This window comes from Methylorubrum sp. SL192, from assembly GCF_026672325.1.
Classification (GTDB): domain Bacteria; phylum Pseudomonadota; class Alphaproteobacteria; order Rhizobiales; family Beijerinckiaceae; genus Methylobacterium; species Methylobacterium extorquens.
Genome location: NZ_JAPPQV010000003.1, coordinates 2,800,768 through 2,823,152 on the forward strand (window position 1 = coordinate 2,800,768; position 22,385 = coordinate 2,823,152).

A 22,385-nucleotide genomic window follows, 5' to 3' on the forward strand; every position below is an offset into this window, starting at 1 on the left:
GCGCCTGCCGCTTACCTGTCCGGCAGTACAATCCTTCATTCTCATAAAGATCGATCAGTTCCGATACGAGCGACGAGTTCCGGAGCTCCCGACGTTCCTTCGCCGGGTCTTTTCCGTCCGCTGCGAGCCCACGCTTGATCCTGGCCTCGTTCCGAGCGTCTTCGACACGCATGGTCCCGGCATCGCCAAGCTTGAGCTTGTCGAGCTTTGCGGTTCGACCTCGTCCCACACGATACTGGACGTAGAAGGCCTTCACGCCCGAAGGCTGGACGCGCAGTCCGAAGCCCGGCTGATCCAGATCCCAGACGAAGTAGCTCGAAGGCCGCGCCTTGGCCTTGTCGACGACGGCTCTTGTCAGCCGCACTGAGTTCCCACGCTTCATCCGCATGCTCCTCGGGCTGCACCCAGGCTTCACGCTTTCTGAAACGCGGGGCCATGCAATGAAAGCCCATGCAACTATTTTGTCAAATCAATCAATAAGTTAGGCCACACAATGGCACGCAGTGACACACCGGGAAACGCAATGAAACGGAATGCCCCAACCTTGCCAAGGTTGGGGTCGAGGGTTCGAATCCCTTCGCCCGCTCCAGTTTCTTCAAAAAACTGACCGACCTACGAAAAGCCGCCGCAAGGCGGCTTTCGTCGTTTCAGGCCTGTCGTATGACGCAGCCGCACCCGCAGCGTTAACGATCTGTTAGCCAAACATTTCCTAACATCCGGCTGGCGCAGGAAGGCCGGGCATGCTCGAACATCGTAGAACGCGCGCGGTCGAGCGTTCCCTCGCCAAGGCCGCGACCCACCGGGCTTCCGGCCGCTTGACCGGAGAGGTCGCTGACGCCTTCCGCGCGGTGGGGAGGCGCTGGATCGATGCGAGCTGCGCCGCTTGATCCGACACCCGAGGCAGACAGCCTCCCGTCGCCCGCTGCTCGGGGTGAGCTTCCTGTGCAGGCGACCCTGCGCCGGCTGGAGCAGGAATTTGCACGGACCCTCGACACCGCCCCAGAGATCATTCCTCAGGCGGCCTCGGAGACAGAGGGCGCGGCCGATCCGATCTACGTCACCCGACCGTTCCTGCCGCCGCTTGAGGAATTCGAGCCGCTGCTGCGGCAGATCTGGCAGACGCGGGTCCTGACCAATGGCGGTCCATTCCACCAGGAGCTGGAAGCACGCCTGAGCGACCATCTCGGCGTGCCGCAGGTCGCCCTGTTCAACAACGCGACGACCGCGCTGATCATGGCCCTGCGGGCGCTCGACCTCACGGGCGAGGTGATCACGACGCCCTATTCCTTCGTCGCGACCTCGCACGCCCTGCTCTGGAGCGGGCTCACTCCCGTCTTCGTTGACATCGACCCGGTGACCCTCAACCTCGATCCCGCCCGGATCGAAGCCGCGATCACCCCGCGCACCAGCGCGATCCTGCCGGTCCATTGCTACGGCCAGCCCTGCGACGTCGAGGCGATCGCGAGCATCGCCGCCCGGCATGGGCTCAAGGTGATCTACGACGCCGCCCACGCCTTCGGCGTGCGCCACCGCGGACAAAGCGTGCTGAACCACGGCGACCTGTCGGTCCTGAGCTTCCACGCCACCAAGGTGTTCAACACCTTCGAGGGCGGCGCCATCGTCTGCGCCGATCCGGCGATGAAGGACCGGATCGATAAGCTCAAGAACTTCGGCTTCGAAGACGAGACGTCGGTGATCGAAACGGGCCTGAACGGGAAGATGAGCGAGCTGAATGCCGCGCTCGGCCTCGTCCAGCTTCGGCACATCGGCACGGTGCTGGCGCGGCGGCAGGCGATCGATGCGGCCTACCGGCAGGGATTGCAGGGCATTCCCGGCATTCGCTGCCTGGACTTCGCCGGGGACGGCGCGGCCAACTACGCCTATTTCCCGATCCTGATCGGCCCCGATTACCCGATCGGCCGCGACGCGCTCTACGACGCGCTCAAGCGCGACGGCATCCACCCGCGGCGCTACTTCCATCCCCTGATCTCCGACCACCCGATGTACCGGACGCTGCCGAGCGCCCGGCGGGAGGATCTGCCCGTGGCGGCCCTGGCGGCCGACCGGGTGCTGTGCCTGCCGATCTATCCCGACCTCGATCCCGCCATCGTGGCCCGGATCGTCCGGCGGATCGCACGGCCATGACCACGCCTGCTACCGTCGCGATCACTCGGCGGCGCTTCCGTCGAGTCCGGAGTCCATCCGGACTCGGTGATCCGCAGGGGTAAGGAGGCGCGCGCAAGCGACGCCGGCCGGACCCGCTGCGTTTCGGCTCGCCTCAACAGGGTGATCGGCACCGATCAGCCCACGCCGGCGAGGCGCTTCTCGATCCGCGTCACCTGCATCGGGTACCAGCGGCTTCCCCGTGCCGAGGGAATGCCCAAGGCGTTGAGGGCGTTGGCGACCTGCTCCAGCGTGAGCGCGCCCGCGGCGCGGATCTCGCTGAGGATCGGCGCCACCTCCTCCGCCCGCTCACGGCTCCGCAGCAGGGTCTCGCCCCGCCCCAAATTCTCCGCCAGAGGGCGTGGGTCGGCGAGGGATGGGATGGCCCTGTCGGCCGGCGCCCGCGCGCGGCGCTCGTCGGTGAAGCGGGCATAGAACGCGCGGCGGCGGGCCAGGGTCTCGGGGGTGCGGCACACTCCGAGCCGGTCCTCGGCCTCCGCCACCGCGGCCATGATGCCGAGGGTCGCCTCGCTGACCTCCGGGCTGTCGGCGACGGCAAAGTGCAGGCCCAGGTGGCGCAGCTCACGGCTCAGAGCGCGCAGGAAGCCCGAATCCTGACCGGAAGCCCCGAGTTCCACCATGAGAAGCGTCGCGCCGTGGCGGCGGCACAGGGCCAGCGCCTGGCGCAGAGCCGGCCGCTCCACACCGGAATCGTCGGGCTCCCGCTCGATGCACTCGGCAGCGAGCCGGCCACGCCCTGCGAGGTGGCGGTCGATCGCGGCCCGCTGCGATGCCAGGGCGGCCTCCGGCGCCCCCTGTCCCAAGAGGGCCGGACGGAGGTAGGAAACAAAGCGGTCTGAGGACATCTGCGGTCGGCCGGTCGTGCGTCTTGGAGCGAGCACGGAGCCGGTGCAACGCCTCGCGGGTTCGCCCCGGTGGCGGCGCAGTTCCGAAACAAGCCCCGATAAGGGAAAACGGTTGTGGAAGACAGTTGTGATGCCATCAATATGAACAAGGTTTCCGATGAGGCGGCCGTCTCCGTCGTGCTCGGTTTGGGCGGTACGATTCGGATCGGCGCGAGCGCGCTCACGGTGTCCGACCTGACGGTAATGTTCGACGCGATCACCCGGACCGGCTCGGTGCAGGGCTTCGCCGACGCCCTCGGCCTGTCCTATCGCGCGGCCTGGGCGCGCCTCCAGGCCTACGAGACGGCGCTCGGCCGGCCCCTGGTGCGCAAGACACGTGGGCACGGCACCGCCCTGACGGAGTTCGGGGCCGCCTTGGCGGACGCCTTCACCGCCGCCTCGGCGGCCTTGGAGGCGAGCCTCGGCCGCGAGACCCGCGCCGTCGAGCATCGCCTGCGTCTTCTCATGAGCGGCGGGGCCGGAGCACTGACACTGGCCGCGAGCCACGATCCGCTGCTGGTCGAGGTCCTGACCGAGGTCATGAGCGGAGAACCGGGTGCAGAGGCGGGCATCGAACTCTCCGTGACGGGCAGCAGCGCGGCGGTGCAGCGCCTCCTTGATGGCGGAGCCGATGCGGCGGGCTTCCATTGCGGGGCTCTCGCGCCGGAAGCGGCGGGCGCTCCGTTCTCGGCGATCAATGTCGGCGCCGGCCTCGTGCTGCACCCCCTGTTCGAGCGCGAGCAAGGCCTGCTGCTGGCCCCCGGCAACCCGCGCGGCATCCGCACGCTGGCCGACCTGGCCGCGCCCGGCCTGCGCTACGTCAACCGCCAGAAGGGATCGGGCACGCGGGACTGGTTCGACCGCATGCTGGCGCAGGCCGGCCTGCCGGCTGCCGCGATCCAGGGCTACACGGTCGAGGAGTTCACCCATCAGGCGGTCGCGGCGGTCATCGCCTGCGGCGCGGCGGATGCGGGACTCGGTGTACGGGCGGCGGCCGACCGGCTCGGCCTCGATTTCCTCTCGGTCGGCTGGGAGACCTATTATCTCGCCGCCAGCCGCTCCCTCGCCAGCCCGGCACTCGACGCCCTCGTCGCCGCAGCGAGACGGCGCGCGAGCCGCACCCCCGGCTACCGCGCCGCCGCGGATCTTTGACCGGAAACGGGGCGTTCTACAGTCAAGTCAATGACCTCCGTCCTGTCGTCGGAAGGTAGATTTCGCCAGCATCCAACGGTGAGATGTGAATTACCATAAGTAAAAATTATTTACATTTACGAAACAGCCTCGCGACGGACACCGCATTATCGGGAACCGCACCGAAGGCGCCCCCCGGCTTACATGTCGATCGGCTGGCCACTAGTATAACAATTCCAATGATCCCTACGGCCGCCGAGCGCTCCACTTTTCGAGAACGAGCATGAATCGGAATCCCGCTCGAGCAGCGCTCGATCTCGTCACGGCGGACCCTGATTTCTCGCGACGGCTGCGACCTCTGCGCCGACGCCGCGCGTCGTTCCTCGTCTGCGCCGCGCGGGCGGGACAAGCAGGATGAAGGTCTTAGCGGGCAGTGGAACGGCGGTGAGCGGCCCCTTGCTGCGCAAGCTGCAAGGCTTCAGCAAGCTGGAAGAAGCGGACGCAGCCGCCCTGGCGATCATCGAGGCGGGGACACGGCTGATTCCGGCCGGCACGGACCTGATCTCCGAGGGTGACCGGCCCGATGGCATGATCGCGATCACGGAAGGCTTCGCCTGCCGCTACAAGCTGCGGGCGAACGGGGCGCGTCAGATCACGGCCTACCTCATCCCGGGGGATATCTGCGACTTCGAGACCTCGATCCTGAACCGGATCGATCACACCATCGGCACGCTCTCCACCTGCCGCGTCGCGCGGATCGGTCCCGAGGCCGGGCGGGAATTGCGTCAACGTCCCGCTCTCGCCCGCGGCCTGCGCACGGTGGCCCTCGTCGATGAGGCGACCCTCCGCGAGTGGATGATGAATATCGGCCGCCGCTCGGCCGTGGAGCGCCTCGCGCACCTGTTGTGCGAATTGCTCGTACGCCTGCGGGCGGTGGGGCTTGCGAGCGGCAACAGCTTCGACCTGCCAATCACGCAAATCGACCTCGCCGACACCACCGGCATGACCAGCGTGCACGTGAACCGCTCGTTGGGCGAACTCAAGCGTGCAGGGCTGATCGAGCGGAAGGGCAAGCGCGTGACGCTCTGCGACCTGCCTCGCCTCGTCGAACTGGCCGAGTTCCGGTCGAATTACCTGAATTGGGAAGCACAAACCGCCGCCTAGGACCGCATTCGACCTGATTGCATCAGGTCGGCGTCTCTGGTCTCTTGTTGTGACGCGCATTCTTTCGACGAACCGGTGACCGCTTCGTCGGAATGCGCTCGATGAGTCGGACAGAGACCGAGAACCGCTCCCGGCTGCAACATGTTCGCGAGCGGTTCTCGGCTTGGCCGGAACGGAAGATGCTCAGCGGTCGCGTGTCTTCGTGGTCCGGGAATCCTGGTTCTTGTTGCCCTCTGCGGCCGGAGACGCCCCCGGCACGCCCGTATTGCCCGAGCCGCCGCCCATCTCGCCCGCCTTCATCGCGTCGCCCTTCTGCATCTCGCCCGCCGTCCCGGCTCGGGATGTACCGGCGGGCGTCGACGGCTTGGATGCGCCCTGGCCGGACGTCTCCTGCGCGGACGCGGCCCCGAGGCCACCGATCAGCAGAAGCGACGCGAAGCAAGCGGTGTGACGTTTCGACATGTATGACCTCCCAATAGAGATGTCGTCGTAAACGTCCACAGAACATGTTGTTCCGAAGTATTTCACTGTGTTGTTTTAATATTATATTATTCTTACATACTCCAGATCGACGACGCGCTTTGCCATACATCATCAGGGCAGAGCACCGCTGCGCGTGGGACCTCGGAAACCTGTTTGGTCGTCTCAGTCGCGAGATGGCGCCGAGCGGTCATCGAGCCGGCCGGCTTGCCAGCCCACGGAACGAGCCGTCGCTTATGACGTTCACCGTCGGACCTTAGCCGAGCATGGATGCCCGGCCGCATGAGACAGGAGACGTTCGATGGTGAAGATCGGAACCCGCACGATGCTGGCTCTGATCGCCTTCTCGGCCGCCGGCACTGCCAGCGTGCGGGCCGGCGAGGAGGAGCAGGCTGCGCTGTGCCGCGACGATGTCATGCGGCTGTGCCTGACATCGATCCCCGATCGCGGCCGCATCGTCAGTTGCATGAAGGCGCAACGGGCGAGCCTGAGCCCCGGATGCCGGGCGGCCTTCGACGAGGGGACCGCTTCCTCGGCCGGCCGGCGCTCGGCGAGCCTCCGCTGAGGATCGGGGAGCGCCGGTCGATCACCCGCTCTCCCACTTCGGCCTGGCCGTCATGCGCGCATGACGGCCGAACGGCGCCGGAACCGCTCCCGCGCCTGATTTCGATCCACGACAGGAGATACGGCTCCCGATGAACCGTTCGATTCTCCCCCTCCTTCTGGTCACCGTCCTGACGGCGCCCGCGTTCAGCCAGACCGCTTCTGCGGTCGAGGGCTCACCGATGCTGCTGCACGGCAACTACTGTGGGCCCGGCAACAATGGGCCGGCGGCACCCGTCGATGCGCTGGACGCGGCCTGCGCCCGCCACGACGCCTGCACGCCGGACGGGGCGCTGGCCCCGAAGGCCTGCAACCTGCGGCTCCAAGTGGATGCCGAGCGCCTGGCCGACGATCCGCGCCAGCCGCCGGACCTGCGGATGATGGCCGGGCTCGTCGCCTCCGGCGCGGCAATGATGCCCTCGGCCCCCGCATCCCGCCTGCGCGCTCCCGCCGTTGCCGCTCCCGAAGCCGTCGAGATCGAGAGCCCGCCCGACGACGCGGACCTGCTCCCGGAATAGGCTCAGCCGCCCCGCGCGAGCTCCGTTGTGATGTGCTTCACCGACGGCGTGACGATCGCCACGAACTGCGCCTCCCGCAGGCGCCGGAACGTCTCCGCGCCCTCCAGATAGCCGCGCGCGCCCGCCTGGAGCATGGCGGCTTGCGCCGCCTCCAGGGCCAGCCACGACACGTCGAGGCGCAGACGCAGGGTCTCGAGGAAGGTCGCGCGGTCGGCCTCGGCATGCGCTTGTGCCGCGGCGGCGACGCGCTCGCGCAGAGCATCCGCCCGCGCCTCGATCGCGTCCGGCCCGAGCGGCAGGAACGCCGCGTTGGCGCGCCCACGGGCATCCGCGCGCATCATCGCCGCGACTCCGCGGGCGAGCCCGAGCCCCATCCCGGTCTGGAGCAGAACGAAACCGTTGCGGATGCGCGGCACGAAGGCGGCAGCATCGTGCGTGATCACGTCTTCGTCGGACAGGAGCGCGTCGCGGATCATCACCGTGTAGGTGCCGGTGCCTTCGAGCGCAATGAAACGGGCATTGGCCGCGATCGAGACAGAATCGGCGCCGGCCTCGAACAGCCCCATCACCCGACGCCCGTCGGGCAGCGAGAGGATCCCGGCGAAGCGCTGGCCCGGACCAAGGTTCGACACCCAGGGCAGGCGCCCGCGCACCCGGTAGCCGTCGCCCGCGCGCTCGCCCTGGAGCGCCAGCGGCTCGATGCCGGAAAACGCTTTCATCGGGTTCGACAGCCCGGTGCCGCCGAGCGCCGCGCCCGAGGCGATCGCGGCCAGATGGCGGCGCGGGCCGGCCTCGTCGCCCTGGGCGAGGTACCAGACCAGCGCGTCCTGGCACCACATGCAGAAGGCGGTCGAGAGGCAGGCCTGCCCCGCCTCCGTCATCGCGTCGATGGCGGCGAGCAGCCCCGCCGCCGTGCCGTCGGCGTGGTGCCCATAGGCGCCGGCCGCCCCGAGCGCCCGCAGGATGTCGGCGGGATATTCCCCGGCATCGATCGCGCCGAGGCGCGGGCGCAAGGTCTCGCGCACGATCCCGGCGACGTCGAGCGAAGGGGGCTCCGCGATGCGGGCGCTGGCGGCCATCGGCGTCAGGCCCGCGCCAGGGTGACGGAGACGGGGTTCTTGACGGTGTTGAGCACCGGCGACCACTGCCCGGCATGGGCCACGAGTTCGTCGAGTTCAGCCGCAGTCGCGCCCTCGACGTCGAGATGCACCTTGAGCCGCACGGCGGTGAGCCCGACCGGCTTCTCCGACAGGTCGCCGGTGCCCCAGACCGAGGTAATGTTGATGTCGCCCTCCGACTCGACCTCGATGCCCTTCACGGTCCAGCCGCGGGCGATCGCGTTGGCCTGGAGGCCGACCGCGACGCAGGTGCCGAGCGCGGCGAGCAACGCCTCGGTCGGGTTCGGCGCGGTGTCGTCGCCGAGCAGAGCCGGCGGCTCGTCGACGATGTGGGGGTCGAGGCTGCGGATGTAGTTGAGATGGCGGAAGCGGCGGCCCTCGGCGACGGTGCGGGCGCGCACGGTCTTGACCACGCTCGGATCGGCCCGGCCCTTCTCGGAGAGGGCGTGCAGGCGCTCACGATCGATCGGCTCGAACACCTTCTCGAAGGTCTGGACGATTTCCTTGGCGGCGGTCGCGGTCATTGTTGTTTCCTTAAGTGGCGGGAATCCAGCGGGCGCGGGCAGCCAGCCGACCGAGACCGGTGTCGAGGGCGTAGCCGATCCCTCCGATCAGCAGGACGAGGGCGGCGAGCCGGTCGTAGGAGAGGGTGTCGCGGGCGTCGTTGATGGCGTAGCCGAGCCCGCTCGTGACCCCGAGATACTCGGCCGGCACCAGCACGATCCAAGCAACACCGAGCGCGAGGCGCAGGCCGGTGAGGATGTCCTGCAGCACCGCCGGGACGATGACGGCGCGCAGAGCCGCGAGCCGGCCCGCGCCGAGATTGCGTGCCATGGCGAGCCAGACCGGATCGACCCGCTTCACCCCGGCGGCGGTGGCGAACAGGATCGGCCAGATCGCGGCGGCGGCGATCAGGAAGACGATGGCCCCGTCCCAACTCGGAAAGGCGAGCACCGCCACCGGCATCCAGGCCAGCGGCGAGATCATCCGCAGGAGCTGGAACGGCGGCTGCAGGATGCGCTCGGCGAGCGGGACCGAGCCGATCAGCAGCCCGAGCGGCGCGCCGAGCCCGAAGGCGACGGCGAGGCCCTGTCCGATCCGGGCGAGACTCGGCGCGGCGGCCCGCCACGCCTCGCCGGAGGTCAGGAGTTCGACGAACGAGGCCAGCGCAGGCGCCGGCGCGAAACCGGCAAAGGCGGCGTAGGCCGGTACGCTCTCCAGAACCAGCCCGCCCGCGAACCACAGGGCGAGCAGCCCCGCAAGGCCGAAGAGCGGGGCCAGCCGGTCGAGGGCCGAGGCGCCGAACCGTGCACCGATTCCGGCCCGGCGCGGCTCCGGGGCCGCGACCGCCCGCTCGACGGCAAGCGCCGCCTCGATCACGCCCCCGCTCACAGGCTCAAGGTCTCCTGGCGGGTGAGCGCGGCGTCATCCGCCGCGCCCGGCCATTCGGGATAGCGCTTGAGCGAGGCCCGCACGAAGCGGTCGTCCACGAGGTCGCGCGCGACGAAATCCGGGTCGAGCCCTTTGAGGAAGCCGGCATCGCCCTCGACGACGGTGTTGCCCATCGCCTCGACGATCAGCTTCGTGGCGGAGGGGTAGGGCCAGGGCTGGAAGTCGATGCGCTGCGCCGCCCAGTCGCGATGGCGGATCGCGCCGCTCGCCTCGTAGGCCGGGCCGTAATCGGTGGTGGCCTTGATCACGACGTCGGCGGGCATCGGCAGGTAGCCGCGGCCCTCCTTCGAGATCAGCCGGGCGACCTCCTCGCGGTTCTTCACGCAATAGGCCTGCGCCCGCACGATGGCATCGACCGCCTTGCCGGCCCATTCGGGCTTGGCCGCGATCTGACTCTCGTGCGCGACCACGACGCAGCAGGGATGGTTCTTCCAGATGTCGCCGGTGAAGCGCAGCATCCGTGCGCCGGCCTTGATCTCGCCGAGCGCATTGAACGGCTCGGCAACGATGTAGCCGTCGATCTTGCCCGCCGCGAGCGCTGCCGGCATCTCGGGCGGCGCCAGGATCTGAAGCGCGCACTCGTTCGGCCCGGCGTCCCCCCGGATCACCGGCGTGACGCCGGATTCGCGAAGCGCGTATTGCAGCACGACGTTGTGCATCGAGTACCAGTACGGCACCGCGACGCGCTTGCCCGCCAGTCCCTTGAAGTCCTCGATCCCGCTTTTGCCGCCGACGACGATGCCCGAGCCGTTGGTGTGCGCCCAAGCCAGGATCTTGACCGGGAACTTGTTGTTGTAGCGCATCCAGACGGGGATGGGCTTGAGCAGGTGAGCGAGGTTGAACTTGCCCGCGGCGAACCCCTCCACCAGCGCCGACCACGAGCGCACCGGAATCGGCTCGGCAACCTTCAGGCCCGCCTCCTCGAAATAGCCCTTGGCATGGGCCACCAGCAAAGCGGTCGCGTCGGTGATCGGCAGGTAGCCGATGCGCACGGTGTCGTCCTCGGCGGCATGGACCGCGCGGCCCGACAGGGCGAGACTGCCGCCGCCGAGCAGGGCGGCGAGGCCGCCGCGCGCCAGCGCGTCGAGGGTGTTGCGGCGCGTCCAGTCGGCGCGGGCCCATTCGTGCGTCCAGAGGGCGGAGAGGTCGTCGGGGGCGGTCATCTGCGGTCTCGGGGAGGAAGGATCAGGCGGCGCGACCGGTGATGCCGGATGCGTCGCGGGCAACGGAACCGAGACGGCGGCGCAACTCGGCCTCCGCGTCGTCGCCGAAGGAAAAGTCCGCGGCGATGCGGGCGGGGCGCCCGTCGAGCACCACGGCCCGCGCCGCCAGGGCGGCCACATCGGCGAGGTCGTGGGTGACGACGATCAGCGTCAGGTCGCGGGCCTGGGCGAGCCGCAGCACGTCGGCGCGCAGGCTCGCCCGCATCTCCGGGTCGAGCGCCGAGAACGGTTCGTCGAGAAGCAGGATCGAGGGCTCGCTCGCCAGCGCCCGGGCAAGCGCCACCCGCTGCTGCTGACCACCCGAGAGCTGGTGCGGCTTGGCGCCCACGCGCTCGCGGAGGCCGAGATCGTCGAGGAGGCGGCGCGCCTCCGCCTCGCGGGCCGCGCGGTCGCGGCCGAGACGCCCCGAGAGACGAGCGGGCAGCAGTACGTTGTCGAGCACGCTCGCCCAAGGCAGCAGGGCAGGGCGCTGGAACATCACCGTGCAGCCCGGCACCGGCCCGCGCGAGGGCATTCCATCGAGCCGCACGCTGCCGGCGGAGGGCGCGACGAGCCCGGCCATAATCTGCAAGAGGGTCGATTTCCCGACGCCGGAGCGCCCGAGGATGCCGATGCGCTCGCCCGCCGCGACTTCGAGATCGATGCGGTCGAGCACCGGGCTCAGGCCGTAGCGATAGGCGACGGCCGCGAGGGCGAGACGGGGAACGGAACGCGACATCAAACCTGAACAAATCGGACAGGACCGACCCTGAAGGTCGACCGTGTCGTAGAGCGGCACACGGCCAAAATGACCGACCAGCCCTCTCAAGATCAATGAATGTAATATTCAAATATTAACACGAATTTGCATGATATTTCTCTAATAACCGCCCGTTGTGGGAGGATTATTCTTGCCCGTCAGCCGTCCGTGCCTCGCTCGATCCTACGGCGCGTCCGCGTTGAGCCTTGGCCCGTGAGGTTTGTCAGGGCTGACATCGTCCGGAGCCCGTCCCCTTCGGCGCTCCGCTGCAACGTGGAAGCGTTTTGCTTCGCCGATCAGCGATCCACACGTGCCTTCAACGGCACCGATACGCCGACCTCCCTTTTCCGGCGCAAAAGGGGAAATCTTGTCCCAGCATCGCGCTGAAAAAGGGCAATCGCTTTCATTGACGCATCAGTTTCCATTGCGGAATATCAGACCGCAATCGAAGAGCATCAAACGAAGACAAGAAGATCTTCGTCGGGCTCTCGATGACGCGCCGGCAAAGCGGGCGGACCGACATCCTCCCAGACCGGCCACCCCGCCGAGGTCTCGCATCGAGCGAGCCGACGCATCCCCCCGATCCGCCTCACGTGCCTGCGTCCGCGCCGGTCCGATGACCCGTGCGCGACTGCCTGAAGACGAGCCCGATGCCCAACGTCCTGTCCCCGCCGGCCCGCCTCCTGCTGCTCGGCGCCGGCCTCGCCTGTGCCCTGCCGCTCCTCGACACACCGGCCCTGGCGCAATCGCCGAGCGCGGTCGAGAGCTTCACCGGGGAGGCCGGGCCCCGCACCAACCCCGAAGCGATCGGCGTCGCGCCGGACGGCAAGGTGAAGTGGCACGGGCCGCTCGCACCCTACGCCGCCTCGCTGGCTCTCGCGGGCCTCAGCTTCGACGTCAACGCCTACGACTTCTTCTTCTCGAACCCGAGCGCGGGTCTGCGGCCCGGACAACTCTCGAACTCGGCCTATTACCTGCTGAGCCTCGATGCGGATCTGGACAAACTGGCGGGTGTCCCCGGCGGCTGGTTCCACATCACCCAGACCTTCTTCGGTCTGCGCTGGAACAACCGCAACATGGGCGCCGATATCGGCGACACCACGATCGGCTACCAGCCGACCTTCAACCGCGATTTCGCCCGCCTCTCGATCCTCACCTACGAGCAGCGCCTGCTCGACGACCGCCTCGCCATCGAGGTCGGGCGCACGCACCCGAACCGCTACTACGCGCTGCCGCCGTGCCAATCGAGCGTGAGCTGCTTCCAGGACATCCTGCAGATCAATGCGGGCCTGTCCTCGCCGCTCTACGGCGTCTGGGGCGCCAATGTCGCCTACAAGACCTCTCCCGACGACTACATCCAGGCCGGCGCCTTCGCGGTGACGGGCCGCGCGAACTTCACCTCCGGCTGGGATTTCGGCCACGAACCGCTCAACGGCGTCGTGACGCTAGCCGAGATCGGCCACGCCACGACCTTCGTCACCGATCCCTATCCGAGCCGTGTGGCGCTCACCGGCTTCTACAACACCGCCGACCACGAGGATAACCTCAGGACGGTCTTCGGCACCTCGAAGGGGCTCAATCCCGGCGATCCGGTGCGGCTGCGCTCCGGCACCTCCGGCGTGATCCTCACCGGAAGCCAGGTGTTCTGGCGCGCCGATGGCGGGGCGGAGGCGGGCAACCTCAACCCGACCTCGCTCCAGGCCTATACCAGCCTCGCCTACGCCCCCGACCCGACGGTGCCGATCCGCTGGAACGCGTTCGCCGGCCTGACTCTCCAGGCGCCCGACCAGAGCCGGCCGCAGGACCGCTACGGCGTCAAGGTCAACTGGCAGCGCATCTCCGCCGACTACGCCCAGTTCCTCGGCGACGCGAACTTCATCTCCGGCGGCAGCGGCGAAATCTATTCCCGCGACAAGCTGGTCTTCGAGGCCAACGCGCATCTGGCGCTCGGCAAGAACATCTTCTTCGAGCCGGTGGTCCAGTACCTCGTCAACGGCAATTCCTTCTGGAATCCCTTCACGCCCAACCGCACCAAGGACGGCTTCTACGTCGGCGCCACGCTGATCGTGCCGCTCGGCCAGTTGCTCGGCCTCGCCCCGGGCTGAGCCCCCGAGCATTCCCGCCGCGCCGCCCGAAGCCCCCCTCAACGGACGAAGCCTCATGACGCGCCAAATCCGCTTCAACGCCTTCGACATGAACTGCGTCGGCCACCAGTCGCCGGGCCTGTGGGCCCATCCGCGCGACCGCTCGTGGCAGTACAAGGATCTCGAATACTGGCAGGATCTCGCCCGCACGCTGGAGCGGGGCATCTTCGACGGGATCTTCATTGCCGATGTCGTCGGCTACTACGATGTCTACAAGGGCTCGAACTGGCACGCCCTGCAGCAGGCGGCGCAGATCCCGGTCAACGATCCGCTCCAACTCGCCGCGCCCATCGCGCTCGCCACCGAACATCTCGGCATCGGCATCACCGCCTCGACCTCGTTCGAGCACCCCTACACCTTCGCCCGCCGCCTCTCGACCGCCGATCACCACACCAAGGGCCGCGTCGGCTGGAACATCGTCACCTCGTATCTGGAGAGCGGGGCCAAGAATGTCGGCCAGTCGGGGCTCGCGCGCCACAACAACCGCTACGAGGTCGCCGCCGAATACGTCGAGGTGCTCTACAAGCTGTTCGAGGGCAGTTGGGAAGCGGGCGCGGTCCTGCGCGACCGCGAGCGGCGGATCTTCACCGATCCGTCCAAGGTGCACGAGATCGACCATCGCGGCCGGCACTTCACCGTGCCGGGCTACCATCTGTGCGAGCCCTCGCCCCAGCGCACGCCGGTGCTCTATCAGGCCGGCGCCTCCGGCCCCGGCAAGGCGTTTGCGGCGGGTCATGCCGAATGCGTCTTCGTTGGCGCGCCGCTCAAATCCATGCTCAAGGCCTATGTCGCCGACGTGCGGGCCAAGGCCGTCGCCGCCGGCCGCTCCGCCCGCGACGTGCTGATCTACAATCTCACCACCGTCATCGTCGCCGAGACCGACGAGGCCGCGCAGAAGAAGTTCGAGGAATACCAGTCCTATACCTCGTATGACGGCGCGCTGGTCTTCATGTCGGGCTGGAGCGGGATCGATTTCGGCCAGTACGCGCCGACCGATCTCGTGAAGAAGGTCGAGACCAACGCCATCGTCTCGATGGTCGAGAGCTTCTCCTCGGCCGAGAAGCCATGGTCGATCGCCGAACTCGCCCGCTGGGGCGGCATCGGCGGGATCGGGCCGGTCTTCGTCGGTTCGGCCGCGACCGTCGCCGACATCCTCCAGGAATGGGTCGAGGAGACCGATGTCGACGGCTTCAACCTCGCCTACGCGGTGACGCCGGAGACCTTCGAGGACACGGTCAACCTGCTGGTGCCCGAACTCCAGCGCCGCGGCGTCTACCCCAAGAGCTACCGCCCCGGAACCTTGCGCGAAAAGCTGTTCGGGCGCGGGCCGCTCCTGCCGGAGACGCACCCGGCCCACGGCTACCGCGACATCGAGGCGGTGAAGGCCCGCGAGGCCAGCCGCCTCGAAGCGGCGGAGTGAGAGCGATGGCCGATCCGATCCTCGAACTCTCCGACGTCTCGCTCTCGTTCAAGGGCCTCAAGGCGATCAACGCTTTGAGCTTCTCGGTCGAGCGCGGCGAAATCTGCGCCCTCATTGGCCCGAACGGGGCCGGCAAGTCCTCGGCGCTCAACATCCTCAACGGCGTCTACCGGGCCGATGCCGGCTATGTCGCCTTCGAGGGGAAGCGTCTGCGCTCGATCCGGCCGGGCGCTGCGGCGCGGCGTGGCATCGGGCGCACCTTCCAGCACGCGGCCCTGTTCTCGGGCCTCAGCGTCCTCGACAACGTGCTGGCCGGGCTCGCCCGCCACAGCCGCACCACCCTGATCGAGCACGCGCTGGGGCTCCCCCGCGACGCCGCCGAGACGCGCCGCTTCCGCGAAGCCGCGGAGGAGACGCTGAGTTTCCTCGAACTGACCGCCTACCGCGACCGCATCGTCGCGACGCTCCCCTACGGCATCCAGAAGCGGGTCGATCTCGCCCGCGCCCTGGTGGCGCGGCCCACGCTGTTGCTCCTCGACGAGCCGATGGCCGGCATGAACGGCGAGGAGAAGCGCGCCATGGCCCGCTTCATCGCGGCGGCGCGCGATGAGTTCGGCACCACCATCGTGCTGATCGAGCACGATATCGGCGTCGTCATGAGCCTGTCCGACCACGTCGTGGTGCTCGATTACGGCCGCAAGGTCGGCGACGGCCCGCCCGAGGCGATCCGCAACGACCCGGCCGTGATCGCGGCCTATCTCGGCAAGCCGCATTGAGGGCCGATCCATGAGCTTCTTTCTGGAAACGCTCGCGGGCGGCCTGCTCGCCGGCGTGATGTATGCCCTCGTCGCGATCGGCTTCGTGCTGATCTACAAGGCGTCCGGCGTGTTCAACTTCGCGCAAGGGGCGATGGTGCTCTGCGCCGCGCTCACCTTCGTGACGCTCACCGAGCGCGACGTGCCGTTCTGGCTCGCCGGCCTGATCACGCTGGCGATCATGGTGACGCTGGCGGTCGCCGTCGAGCGGATCGTGCTGCGGCCCCTCGTGAACCGCTCGCAGATCACGCTGTTCATGGCGACACTGGGCCTGTCCTACATCATCGAGGGCGGCTCGCAGTTCGTGATGGGCGCCAGCGTCCACGAACTCGACCTCGGCATCAGCGACCTGCCGGTGGCGATCGGCCCGATCCAGCTCAGTTCGTTCGATCTTGTGGCGGCGGCGAGCGCCGGCGCGCTGGTGATCGCCCTGTGGCTGTTCTTCGAGCGCACCCGCGTCGGCGTCTCGCTGCGGGCGGTGGCCGACGATCCGCAGGCGGCGCTCTCCATCGGCATCCGGCTCCCCGTGCTCTGGGCTACGGTCTGGGCGGTGGCGGGCTTCGTGGCGCTGGTGGCGGGCCTGCTCTGGGGCGCGCGCCAGGGGGTGCAGTTCTCCCTCACCTTCGTGGTGCTGAAGGCGCTCCCGGTGCTCATCATCGGCGGCTTCACCTCGATCACCGGCGCCGTCGTCGGCGGCCTCATCGTCGGCGCGGCCGACGCGCTCGCTGAGATCTATCTCGGGCCGCTGCTCGGCGGCTCCGTCTCCACCTGGTTCGCCTACGGGCTCGCCGTCGCCTTCCTGCTGGTGCGCCCGGCCGGACTGTTCGGCGAACGCGCCATCGAGAGAGTCTGACCCGATGCCTCCTGCCCTCGCTGCCGCCCTCGCGCCCGTCCGGCGCCCCGTGCTGCCCGCTCTTCCCGTGCGCGCCGCCGGCCTCGCCCTCCTGCTCGCGGTCGCCTTCGTGGCGATCCCGCTCACCGCCACCGATTACTGGTACAACGCGATCCTGATTCCGTTCCTGATCATGGCTCTGGCCGGGCTCGGCCTGAACCTGACCATGGGCTATGCCGGCCAAGCCTCGCTCGGCACCGGCGCCTTCATGGCGGTGGGGGCCTACGCCACCTACAACCTGCTGCTGCGCCTGCCCGAACTGCCGCTGCCGGTCAGCCTCGCGGGCGGGGGCCTCATCGCCGGGGCGGTCGGCCTCGTCGTCGGCCTGCCGAGCCTTCGCATCAAGGGATTCTACCTGATCGCGCCGACGCTGGCGGCGCAGTTCCTGATCGAATGGGTCTTCAATCAGGTCGGCTGGTTCTCGAACTATGCCTCGTCCAGCGCGATCTCGGCCCCGCGGCTCGTGTTCCTCGGCTACGACCTGTCGAGCCCGGCCGGACGCTACGCTCTGACGCTGACCAGCGTGACGGTTGTCACGGTGCTGGCGTGGCGCCTCGTCGGAAGCCAGACCGGCCGCAACTGGCGGGCGGTGCGCGACGGCGAGACCGCCGCCGCCGTCATCGGCGTGCCGGTGGCGCGGGCCAAGCTCTCGGCCTTCTTCGTCGGGGCCGCGGTGAGCGGTGTGGCCGGGGCGCTCTGGGCGTTTGCCTATCTCGGCACGGTCGATGCCCGCAGCTTCGATCTCGACCGCTCATTCCAAGCGATGTTCATCATCATCATCGGCGGCTTGAGCAGCCTGTCCGGCAGCTTCATCGGCGCCGCCTTCATCGTGCTGACGCCGATCCTGCTCACCCACCTGTCGAACGCGTTCCTCGGCGGCAGCCTCGACGGCGGCCAGCTCTCGAACCTCCAGCGCATCCTCTTCGGCGCGCTCATCATCGGCTTCCTGATCAAGGAGCCGAACGGACTGGCCGCGCTGCTCGGCCGCCTGCGTCGCCCCGCCCGCTGACCCTTTTCCCAGAACCGTCCCGGAGAACCGAACGATGCCACGCCTGTCCCGCGCCCTGCGCGCCGTCGCCCTCGCCGCAAGCCTGACCGCCGCTCCAGGCCTCGCGCCCACCGCCTTCGCGCAAGAAGCCGGTGCTCAAGCGGCCAAGCAATACATTCCCCTCGCGACCTACCGGGTCGGCGCCTACGCCTCGTCCGGCACGCCGGTCTGGGGCGGGACCATCGACTACCTGCGCTACCTCAACGAGGTCGAGGGCGGCATCAACGGGGTCAAGCTGACCTGGGAGGAGTGCGAGACCGAGTGGGCGGTCGAGAAGGGCGTCGAGTGCTACGAGCGGCTGAAGGGCGGCCGTGACGGCTCGCCGGTGCCGCTGTTCCTGCCGCATGGCGATCCGATCACGAAGGCGCTCACCGAGAAATCCGCCGCCGACAAGATCCCGCTGCTCACCACGGGATACGGCCGCACCGAGGCGATCGACGGACGCGTCTTCCCCTACAGCTTCACCGCGCTGTTCAGCTTCTGGAGCGAGGCGTCCTCGGCGGTGAACTACATCGCCGAGCAGGTCGGCGGGAAGGACAAGCTCAAGGGTCTCAAGATCGCGACGGTCTACCACGACTCGCCTTACGGCAAGGAGACGCAAGTCCCGCTCGACCTGCTGGCCAAGACCTACGGCTTCGAGAACATCCAGATCGCGGTGCCGCATCCCGGCAACGACCAGTCGGCGCAATGGGCGCGCATCCGCCAGATCAAGCCGGACTGGGTCTTCCTGCGCGGCTGGGGCGTGATGACCCCGGTGGCGATCAAGACCGCGGCCAAGACGGGCTTTCCCGTCGATCACATCATCGGCGGCATCTGGTCGGGGTCGGAGGAGGACGTGCGCCCGGCCGGCAGCGTCGGCAAGGGCTATCTCGCCATCACTCCGTTCCCGGCCGGGGCCGAGTTCGGCATCCTCAAGAAGATCAAGGCGGCGATCATCGATCAGGGCAAGAGCGACCTGAAGGATCTCAAGAGCTTCGGTTCGGTCTACTACAATTCCGGTGTGATCGAGACGATCATCGCCGTCGAGGCGATCCGCACCGCGCAAGCCCGCTTCGGCAAGCGCCCCCTCAACGGCGAGGAGACGCAGTGGGGCCTCGAACACCTCGTGCTCGACGAAGCCCGCCTGAAGGAACTCGGCGCGGACGGCCTCGTCCAGCCGCTGCGCCTCTCGATCAAGGACCACGAGGGCGGCGGCGCCGGCAAGGTGCTGCAATGGGACGGCGCGAAGTGGAACATCGTCAGCAACGGCTGGGTCAAGTCCGACCGTGAGCTGCTCCTGCCAGTGATCTACGAGCGCGCAGCGGCCTATGCCCGCGAGAAGGGCATCACGCCCCGCTCCGAGGACACGGCCGAGGCGGGCGCGAAATGAGCGCGTCCTTCCTCGACGTCGAATCCATCGAGGCGGTCTACGGCGCCTCGATCCTGGGCCTGCGCGACGTCTCGCTCAGCGTGGCCAAGGGCGAGATCGTCGCCCTGATCGGCCCCAACGGCGCCGGCAAGACCACGACCCTGCGGGCGATCTCGAACCTGCTCGGTGCGCAGCGCGGCAGCTTGCGGCGCGGCGCCATCCGCTGGCAGGGCGAGGCGACCGGGCGCCTCGACCCGGCCGACCTCGTCGCCCGCGGCATCGTCCAGGTGCTGGAAGGCCGCCACGTCTTCGGCCAGCTCACAGTGGAGGAGAACCTGCTGACGGGCGGCTATCTCCGCCGCCCGAGCCGGCGCCAGCTCGCGGATGATCTGGAGCGGATCTACGCGTGGTTCCCGCGCCTGAAGCAGCGGCGCGGGACGAAAGCCGGCCTGACGTCGGGCGGCGAGCAGCAGATGGTGGCGATCGGGCGCGCCCTGATGACCCGCCCGACGCTGCTGCTGCTCGACGAGCCCTCCATGGGGCTCGCGCCGATCATCGTCGCCGAGATTTTTGAAATTGTCGCCCGCTTGAATCGTGAGGAAGGCGTGAGCGTGCTCGTCGCCGAGCAGAACGCCAACCTCGTGCTCGACCATGCCCACCGCGCCGTCGTGCTCGAGAGCGGGCGCGTGGTGGCCTCAGGCTCCAGCGTGGACCTCGCCGCGAGCGGACGACTCGGTGCGCTCTACCTCGGCGGCGCCGAGGCCGGGACCCGGCACTGAAACCTTTGTCCTTCACCGAACGAGACCATCGATGAGTGAACCCGACGCCGCCCGGTCGGCCGCCCCTTGGACCGCTTGGGGTACGCCCCCGAGCCCGCGCTACGAGGCCCTCGCCGCGCGCTTCCGGCCCGTCTTCGCCCGCATCCGCGACGGAGCGGTCGCGCGCGAGCAGGACCGCGATCTGCCCCATGCGGCGATCGGATGGCTGAAGGAAGCCCGCTTCGGCGCCCTGCGGGTGCCGGAGGACGAGGGCGGCTTCGGCGCGAGCCTGCCCGACCTGTTCGCGTTGCTGGCCGAACTGGGACAAGCCGATTCCAACCTGCCGCAGGCCCTGCGCAACCATTTCGGCTTTGCCGAGGACACCGTCGGCAGTCCGGCGGGGGAGCGGCGGACGCAGTGGATCGAACGCCTCGCGGCCGGCGACCTGTTCGGCGGCGCGTGGTCCGAGACCGGGACCGCCGCCGTCGGCACCTTCGAGACCCGCATCCACCGCAGCGGCGCGCGCTGGGGGCTGACGGGCAAGAAGTACTACACCACGGGCTCGCTCTTCGCCGACTGGATCGACGTCGTCGGCACCGGCGAGGCGGGGGAGGAAACCTCGGTGGTGGTGCCGGCCAAAGCCGCGGGCGTCGAGATCATCGACGATTGGGACGGGTTCGGCCAGCGGCTCACCGCCAGCGGCACCGCCCTGTTCGAGGACGCCCCCGCCATCGGCGAGCCGCTGCCGACGGCGGAGCGTTTCCCCTATGGCCCTGCCTTCTTCCAGGCGGTGCATCTGGCCACCCTCACCGGCATCGCCCGGGCGGCGGCGGGCGAGGTCGCCCAGGCGGTGCGCGAGCGTAACCGCACCTATTCCCACGCCGCCGGAGCGCGCCCCAGCGCCGACCCGCAGGTGCTTCAGGTCGTGGGCCGGGTTCACAGCCTCGCCTACGCTGCCGGAGCGATCAACGGGCAGGCGGCGCAGGCCGTGCAGCGGGCCTACGAGGCGCGGGTCGCGGGCCTGCCCGACGCGGAGAGCCACGCGATCAACGTGGCGGCGGAGATCGAGCTGGCCCAGGCGCAGAGCGTGCTGACCGGCCTCGTGCTGGATGCCGGCACGATCCTGTTCGACGCGCTCGGCGCCTCGGCGACCAGCCGCCGCCACGCTCTGGATCGCCACTGGCGTAACGCCCGCACGATCGCCTCGCACAATCCGCGCATCTTCAAGGACCGCGTCGTCGGCGATTACGCGGTCAACGGCACCGAGCCGCCCTTCCAGTGGAAGATCGGGCAGGTGCAGGAAGCCCGCGGCTGAGCGTGTGACGGAGCCTCTGGCCGGGTTTGGCGCTCTCGACCGCCGGCCTCGGCCCGCGCGCGAGCGCACGGCGCCATCACCAGGAGGCTGCAAAAACCGGCACGCTCCCATTAACTTGTTGCGAAGATCGACGGTCTCGTCGAGACCGATTACGTCGCCCTGGAGCGCCCCGCCGCCGACGGAAGGCTGCGGCTGCTGCGCCCGACGGCTCGGCCCTGGCCTGGGACCGGGCGGTGCTGTCGTCCTATTACGACGTGTTGCAGGAACTCTATCCGGAGCCCGGATACGGTCTCGCCGTGGCGCCCGACCCGGCTTTTCCATCTGGCCCAGCGCGGGGTGTCGATCGAGGTGTTTGGCGTCATCGCCCGCCTCATGGCGGCGAACCGCGACCTGACCTATCGCATGGCGCGCGGCTGGAGACGGAGCCGGCCTGGCCGACAGACGCGCCATCCTGATCCGGCCATTCCGGTCGATGGCGGCCGGCCTCAGGTCCGTGCACCGCTCATACGACATGGGCCGGCGCTCGGGGCGATGCTCTCGATGACAGGGATGCGCCGGCCACCAACATGGCCGCCGCCCGCTTGATCCATCTCAACGCCGAGCCTGCGCCCGGACGGCAGTCTCTCCCGAACGGCCGACCAGCCGCATGACGGGAGATGATCCATGAATCTCAAATCCCTCCTCACCCTCGGCCGCCACACCCACGCGCCCTCGACCGACGCGAGCGCCGCGGCGCCGCCCCTGCAGCGCGTGGCGGAGCAGATGTTCGGCGACCTGCGCTTCGGCCTTCCGTTCTTCCAGGGCGGCGCGGCGCCGCGCATGGATGTCGTCGAGAAGGACGGGCGGGTCGAAATCACCGCCGAATTGCCGGGTCTCGCGCGGGACGACGTCCGGATCGAACTGGCCGACGATACCCTCGTCATCAGCGGCGAGAAGCGGCAGGAGCGGGAGGAGACCGAAGGCGCCCGCAAGGTCACGGAGCGTGCCTACGGCGCCTTCGTGCGTGCCCTGGAACTGCCCGCCGGCATCAAGGCCGAGGACATCCAGGCAAGCATGGACAAGGGGATCCTGACGGTGACGCTGCCCAAGGCGGCCGTGACGCCGCCGGAAGCCAAGCGCATCGACATCAAGTCGCCTTGAGGACGGCTC

The 22,385-nt window shown here is 68.8% G+C and carries 21 protein-coding genes and 1 pseudogene; 14 read left to right on the forward strand and 8 right to left on the reverse strand.

The genetic code is table 11. From position 1 onward, the window contains the following. Positions 1 to 97 precede the first annotated feature (97 nt). Positions 98 to 388 (reverse strand): annotated as a pseudogene (locus OVA30_RS13885) (Arm DNA-binding domain-containing protein); the annotation flags it as partial. 479 nt (positions 389 to 867) lie between these two features. Here OVA30_RS13885 and OVA30_RS13890 point away from each other — a divergent pair. Beyond that, complete coding sequence (locus OVA30_RS13890; protein ID WP_268175787.1) at positions 868 to 2,145, forward strand: DegT/DnrJ/EryC1/StrS family aminotransferase; 1,278 nt, start codon at positions 868 to 870, stop codon at positions 2,143 to 2,145. A gap of 155 nt (positions 2,146 to 2,300) precedes the next feature. Here the strand turns inward: OVA30_RS13890 and OVA30_RS13895 are convergent, their stop codons facing one another. Then, the gene (locus OVA30_RS13895; protein WP_268175788.1) at positions 2,301 to 3,029 is read right to left on the reverse strand and encodes a recombinase family protein; all 729 of its coding nucleotides are present in this window, start codon (positions 3,027 to 3,029) and stop codon (positions 2,301 to 2,303) included. Between the two features lie 141 nt (positions 3,030 to 3,170). Here OVA30_RS13895 and OVA30_RS13900 point away from each other — a divergent pair, with 141 nt between their 5' ends. Further along, positions 3,171 to 4,220, forward strand: coding sequence for a substrate-binding domain-containing protein (locus tag OVA30_RS13900; protein ID WP_268175789.1), 1,050 nt, complete (start codon positions 3,171 to 3,173; stop codon positions 4,218 to 4,220). 393 nt (positions 4,221 to 4,613) lie between these two features. Beyond that, positions 4,614 to 5,363 (forward strand): Crp/Fnr family transcriptional regulator, encoded by a 750-nt coding sequence (locus OVA30_RS13905; protein WP_268175790.1) that lies wholly within the window; start codon positions 4,614 to 4,616, stop codon positions 5,361 to 5,363. Between the two features lie 183 nt (positions 5,364 to 5,546). Here OVA30_RS13905 and OVA30_RS13910 read toward each other — a convergent pair whose 3' ends face one another. After that, positions 5,547 to 5,825 (reverse strand): hypothetical protein, encoded by a 279-nt coding sequence (locus OVA30_RS13910; RefSeq protein WP_268175791.1) that lies wholly within the window; start codon positions 5,823 to 5,825, stop codon positions 5,547 to 5,549. A 319-nt stretch (positions 5,826 to 6,144) separates the two neighbouring features. Between OVA30_RS13910 and OVA30_RS13915 the strand changes: the two genes are divergently transcribed. Together OVA30_RS13915 and OVA30_RS13920 are read left to right on the forward strand one after the other, a co-directional pair. Continuing rightward, a complete protein-coding gene (locus OVA30_RS13915; protein WP_003601346.1) occupies positions 6,145 to 6,408 on the forward strand; it encodes a hypothetical protein in 264 nt (87 codons plus the stop codon). Positions 6,409 to 6,538: 130 nt separating this feature from the next. Continuing rightward, positions 6,539 to 6,964, forward strand: coding sequence for a hypothetical protein (locus OVA30_RS13920; RefSeq protein ID WP_268175792.1), 426 nt, complete (start codon positions 6,539 to 6,541; stop codon positions 6,962 to 6,964). Positions 6,965 to 6,966: 2 nt separating this feature from the next. Here OVA30_RS13920 and OVA30_RS13925 read toward each other — a convergent pair whose 3' ends face one another. From OVA30_RS13925 to OVA30_RS13945, 5 genes are read right to left on the reverse strand one after another with little or no spacing between them, the layout of a single operon-like run. Then, positions 6,967 to 8,043, reverse strand: coding sequence for an acyl-CoA dehydrogenase family protein (locus tag OVA30_RS13925; protein WP_268175793.1), 1,077 nt, complete (start codon positions 8,041 to 8,043; stop codon positions 6,967 to 6,969). Between the two features lie 5 nt (positions 8,044 to 8,048). Beyond that, positions 8,049 to 8,606 (reverse strand): OsmC family protein, encoded by a 558-nt coding sequence (locus OVA30_RS13930; protein ID WP_268175794.1) that lies wholly within the window; start codon positions 8,604 to 8,606, stop codon positions 8,049 to 8,051. A 10-nt stretch (positions 8,607 to 8,616) separates the two neighbouring features. Next, positions 8,617 to 9,474, reverse strand: coding sequence for an ABC transporter permease (locus tag OVA30_RS13935; protein ID WP_268175795.1), 858 nt, complete (start codon positions 9,472 to 9,474; stop codon positions 8,617 to 8,619). Continuing rightward, positions 9,471 to 10,697 (reverse strand): ABC transporter substrate-binding protein, encoded by a 1,227-nt coding sequence (locus OVA30_RS13940; protein ID WP_268175796.1) that lies wholly within the window; start codon positions 10,695 to 10,697, stop codon positions 9,471 to 9,473. Before OVA30_RS13940 ends, OVA30_RS13935 begins: the two co-directional genes overlap by 4 nt. Positions 10,698 to 10,719: 22 nt before the next feature. Then, positions 10,720 to 11,475 (reverse strand): ABC transporter ATP-binding protein, encoded by a 756-nt coding sequence (locus OVA30_RS13945; RefSeq protein ID WP_268175797.1) that lies wholly within the window; start codon positions 11,473 to 11,475, stop codon positions 10,720 to 10,722. A 671-nt stretch (positions 11,476 to 12,146) separates the two neighbouring features. On the opposite strand from OVA30_RS13945, the gene OVA30_RS13950 reads away from it, so the two are divergent. From OVA30_RS13950 to OVA30_RS13990, 9 genes are all read left to right on the forward strand, one after another. Beyond that, the gene (locus tag OVA30_RS13950; RefSeq protein ID WP_268175798.1) at positions 12,147 to 13,601 is read left to right on the forward strand and encodes a carbohydrate porin; all 1,455 of its coding nucleotides are present in this window, start codon (positions 12,147 to 12,149) and stop codon (positions 13,599 to 13,601) included. 55 nt (positions 13,602 to 13,656) lie between these two features. After that, positions 13,657 to 15,060, forward strand: coding sequence for an LLM class flavin-dependent oxidoreductase (locus OVA30_RS13955; RefSeq protein ID WP_268175799.1), 1,404 nt, complete (start codon positions 13,657 to 13,659; stop codon positions 15,058 to 15,060). A gap of 5 nt (positions 15,061 to 15,065) precedes the next feature. Continuing rightward, the gene (locus tag OVA30_RS13960; protein WP_268175800.1) at positions 15,066 to 15,836 is read left to right on the forward strand and encodes an ABC transporter ATP-binding protein; all 771 of its coding nucleotides are present in this window, start codon (positions 15,066 to 15,068) and stop codon (positions 15,834 to 15,836) included. 10 nt (positions 15,837 to 15,846) lie between these two features. Further along, positions 15,847 to 16,728, forward strand: coding sequence for a branched-chain amino acid ABC transporter permease (locus tag OVA30_RS13965; protein ID WP_012254728.1), 882 nt, complete (start codon positions 15,847 to 15,849; stop codon positions 16,726 to 16,728). Positions 16,729 to 16,732: 4 nt separating this feature from the next. Next, positions 16,733 to 17,776, forward strand: a complete 1,044-nt coding sequence (locus tag OVA30_RS13970; RefSeq protein ID WP_082290077.1) for a branched-chain amino acid ABC transporter permease — start codon at positions 16,733 to 16,735, stop codon at positions 17,774 to 17,776. Between the two features lie 34 nt (positions 17,777 to 17,810). Continuing rightward, positions 17,811 to 19,184, forward strand: coding sequence for an ABC transporter substrate-binding protein (locus OVA30_RS13975; RefSeq protein ID WP_015823638.1), 1,374 nt, complete (start codon positions 17,811 to 17,813; stop codon positions 19,182 to 19,184). Then, complete coding sequence (locus tag OVA30_RS13980; RefSeq protein WP_268175801.1) at positions 19,181 to 19,942, forward strand: ABC transporter ATP-binding protein; 762 nt, start codon at positions 19,181 to 19,183, stop codon at positions 19,940 to 19,942. Before OVA30_RS13975 ends, OVA30_RS13980 begins: the two co-directional genes overlap by 4 nt. 31 nt (positions 19,943 to 19,973) lie before the next feature. Next, positions 19,974 to 21,236: a monooxygenase gene (locus OVA30_RS13985; RefSeq protein ID WP_268175802.1), complete on the forward strand. Its 1,263-nt coding sequence runs from the start codon at positions 19,974 to 19,976 to the stop codon at positions 21,234 to 21,236. Positions 21,237 to 21,899: 663 nt separating this feature from the next. Further along, the gene (locus OVA30_RS13990; RefSeq protein WP_003600850.1) at positions 21,900 to 22,376 is read left to right on the forward strand and encodes an Hsp20/alpha crystallin family protein; all 477 of its coding nucleotides are present in this window, start codon (positions 21,900 to 21,902) and stop codon (positions 22,374 to 22,376) included. The last annotated feature ends 9 nt before the right edge of the window (positions 22,377 to 22,385 follow it).

Coding starts and splice junctions, on each gene's coding strand:
- OVA30_RS13890 (WP_268175787.1), top strand. CDS start 868: ATGCGAGCTGCGCCGCTTGATCCGACACCCGAGGCAGACAGCCTCCCG.
- OVA30_RS13895 (WP_268175788.1), bottom strand. CDS start 3,029: ATGTCCTCAGACCGCTTTGTTTCCTACCTCCGTCCGGCCCTCTTGGGA.
- OVA30_RS13900 (WP_268175789.1), top strand. CDS start 3,171: ATGAACAAGGTTTCCGATGAGGCGGCCGTCTCCGTCGTGCTCGGTTTG.
- OVA30_RS13905 (WP_268175790.1), top strand. CDS start 4,614: ATGAAGGTCTTAGCGGGCAGTGGAACGGCGGTGAGCGGCCCCTTGCTG.
- OVA30_RS13910 (WP_268175791.1), bottom strand. CDS start 5,825: ATGTCGAAACGTCACACCGCTTGCTTCGCGTCGCTTCTGCTGATCGGT.
- OVA30_RS13915 (WP_003601346.1), top strand. CDS start 6,145: ATGGTGAAGATCGGAACCCGCACGATGCTGGCTCTGATCGCCTTCTCG.
- OVA30_RS13920 (WP_268175792.1), top strand. CDS start 6,539: ATGAACCGTTCGATTCTCCCCCTCCTTCTGGTCACCGTCCTGACGGCG.
- OVA30_RS13925 (WP_268175793.1), bottom strand. CDS start 8,043: ATGGCCGCCAGCGCCCGCATCGCGGAGCCCCCTTCGCTCGACGTCGCC.
- OVA30_RS13930 (WP_268175794.1), bottom strand. CDS start 8,606: ATGACCGCGACCGCCGCCAAGGAAATCGTCCAGACCTTCGAGAAGGTG.
- OVA30_RS13940 (WP_268175796.1), bottom strand. CDS start 10,697: ATGACCGCCCCCGACGACCTCTCCGCCCTCTGGACGCACGAATGGGCC.
- OVA30_RS13945 (WP_268175797.1), bottom strand. CDS start 11,475: ATGTCGCGTTCCGTTCCCCGTCTCGCCCTCGCGGCCGTCGCCTATCGC.
- OVA30_RS13950 (WP_268175798.1), top strand. CDS start 12,147: ATGCCCAACGTCCTGTCCCCGCCGGCCCGCCTCCTGCTGCTCGGCGCC.
- OVA30_RS13955 (WP_268175799.1), top strand. CDS start 13,657: ATGACGCGCCAAATCCGCTTCAACGCCTTCGACATGAACTGCGTCGGC.
- OVA30_RS13960 (WP_268175800.1), top strand. CDS start 15,066: ATGGCCGATCCGATCCTCGAACTCTCCGACGTCTCGCTCTCGTTCAAG.
- OVA30_RS13965 (WP_012254728.1), top strand. CDS start 15,847: ATGAGCTTCTTTCTGGAAACGCTCGCGGGCGGCCTGCTCGCCGGCGTG.
- OVA30_RS13970 (WP_082290077.1), top strand. CDS start 16,733: ATGCCTCCTGCCCTCGCTGCCGCCCTCGCGCCCGTCCGGCGCCCCGTG.
- OVA30_RS13975 (WP_015823638.1), top strand. CDS start 17,811: ATGCCACGCCTGTCCCGCGCCCTGCGCGCCGTCGCCCTCGCCGCAAGC.
- OVA30_RS13980 (WP_268175801.1), top strand. CDS start 19,181: ATGAGCGCGTCCTTCCTCGACGTCGAATCCATCGAGGCGGTCTACGGC.
- OVA30_RS13985 (WP_268175802.1), top strand. CDS start 19,974: ATGAGTGAACCCGACGCCGCCCGGTCGGCCGCCCCTTGGACCGCTTGG.
- OVA30_RS13990 (WP_003600850.1), top strand. CDS start 21,900: ATGAATCTCAAATCCCTCCTCACCCTCGGCCGCCACACCCACGCGCCC.